We start from the raw sequence: 2,134 nt of genomic DNA, 5'->3' as shown, positions 1-2,134 counted from the left end.
TCCAGGCTTACCTGCAAGGTCAGGAAGCGGCGTTGAGTGCGCCGGTCCCGTACCGTAATTTTGTGGCCCATACGCTGGCGCAGAGCCAGAGTGAGGCTGGTGAAGCGTATTTCCGTGAACAGCTGGGTGATATCGACGAACCCACTGCGCCCTTCAATTTGCTGGATGTGTACGGCGACGGTCGGGGAATTGAGGAGGCTCGCCGGGAGTTGGATCGACCGCTAAGCCAGTCGATCCGCGAGTTGGCTCGTCGCTGGCGTGTCAGTCCGGCGACGCTGTTCCACATGGCCTGGGGGTTAGTGGTGGCCCATTGCAGCGATCGCGAGGAGGTGGTGTTTGGAACCGTGATGTCGGGCCGGCTGCAAGGTGCGGTAGGTTCTGACCGGATTCTGGGGATGTTTTTGAACATGCTGCCTTTGCGCCTATCGGTGAATGCCGGGTTGAGCGTAGAGGCATATTTACACCAGACCCAGCAGCACTTAACCGGACTGCTGCCTTTTGAGCAGATGCCTCTGGCAACGGTCCAGCGCTGTAGTGCTGTACCGGCGGGTGTGCCGTTGTTCAGTGCAACGCTCAATTACCGTCACTCAGGCAAGGGGGCTGATACCACCGGCGGTGCCTCGCACAAAGCGGCAGAGGTTTTTAGCAATCTTGAGGTGGTGGCAGCTACAGAACGCACAAATTACCCGTTTAGTTTGTCGGTAGACGATCTGGAGGAGGGCTTTGAGCTTACGGCCCAGATTGACCGGTCGATCGACGCCGAACGTGTGTTGAACTATGTGCAACAGGGTCTGGAAGGTCTGGTCGAGGCCCTGCAGGACGCGCCGGAGCGCTTACTGGGCGGGGTCTCCATCCTGCCTGAAGCCGAGCGTGAGCAGTTGCTGTACGGGTTCAACGACACGACGGTGTCCTATCCGCAGGACCGGTGTATCCATGAGTTGTTCGAAGCCCAGGCGGAGCGTCGCCCGGACGCGATCGCCCTGGTGTTTGGTGAGCAACAGCTGACGTACCGGCAGTTGAATGAGAGGGCCAATCAGCTAGCACGTCATTTACAATTTTTAGACGCAGAAGCAGGGGAGTTGATAGGAGTTTATCTGCCTCGTTCCTTGCATGCTTTTGTAAGTTTGCTAGGTGTTTTAAAAGCGGGAGGAGCTTACGTATTCTTAGATACTCAACACCCACTAGAACGGTTGAGGTATGTTATAGATAAGGCTCATTTGAGTTTGATCGTAACCATAAAGTCATATACTCATAATTTGGATTCTGGTTTTGGTGGGCGGCTGGTATGTATTGATGATGCCGAAGTTTTTAATGGCATTCCCTGCGATAATCTTGAAGTCGATATATCATCCCAAGCACGCGCGTTTGCATATTATACTTCTGGCTCCACAGGCTTGCCCAAAGGTGCACTAAATAGCCATCAGGGTGTAGTAAATGCCATGTATGCTATGGGTCGCGAGCTGGAATTAACTCCCGAAGATCGTGTGCTGCAGTTTGCCGCACTGGGTTTTGATGTAGTTATCGAAGAAGTGTTGCCGGCGTGGTTTAACGGTGCGGCAGTAGTATTGCGAGATGAGGAAGGGCCTCTTGGTGCGGCTCAGTTACAAGCATTATTACAGCGTCATCGGATCAGTGTTTGTGAGCTTATGTCCAATTATTGGGCGTATTGGGTAGACTATTTGCGTGTTAACGACTTATCCCCCCCTGAAAGTTTACGCATTCTGCTACTAGGTAGTGATCGTGTGCCAATGCCCGCCTATGAGGTGTGGCAATCGTTATATGCGATTCCAATCGTAAATGTGTTTGGTCTAACAGAAGCTGCCTGTACTTCGTTAGTCTTTAGAGCGGAGGGGGCTCAACCCTACAAGCAGTATTTACCGAACGGCTATCCTTTAGCTAACACTCAAGTTTACATCCTTAATGACGAGTATGAGCCTGTGCCCCCACAAGTTGTGGGAGATTTGTACATTGGCGGCGTGGGGGTCGGGTTAGGTTATGTGAATGAAGCGGAGCTAACAGCCGAACGCTTCATCACCAACCCCTTCCATGACCCGAACAATCCCAGTAGCAGTGAACGCCTGTACAGGACTGGAGACCTGGCGCGCTGGATGCCGGATGGCAACCTGGAGTTCCT

General features: G+C 53.1%; 1 protein-coding gene. It reads left to right on the top strand.

Features of this window, described 5'->3' with window-relative positions:
- The coding region (locus tag J3364_RS22500; RefSeq protein ID WP_349560399.1) for a non-ribosomal peptide synthetase at positions 1-2,134 on the top strand (2,134 nt) is incomplete at both ends.

This window comes from Marinobacter sp. NFXS9 (assembly GCF_040148665.1).
In the GTDB taxonomy this organism is placed as follows: Bacteria; Pseudomonadota; Gammaproteobacteria; order Pseudomonadales; family Oleiphilaceae; genus Marinobacter_A; species Marinobacter_A mangrovi.
Note: the sequence above shows the minus strand (reverse complement) of the source record. Positions and strands in the feature narration are given on the sequence as shown.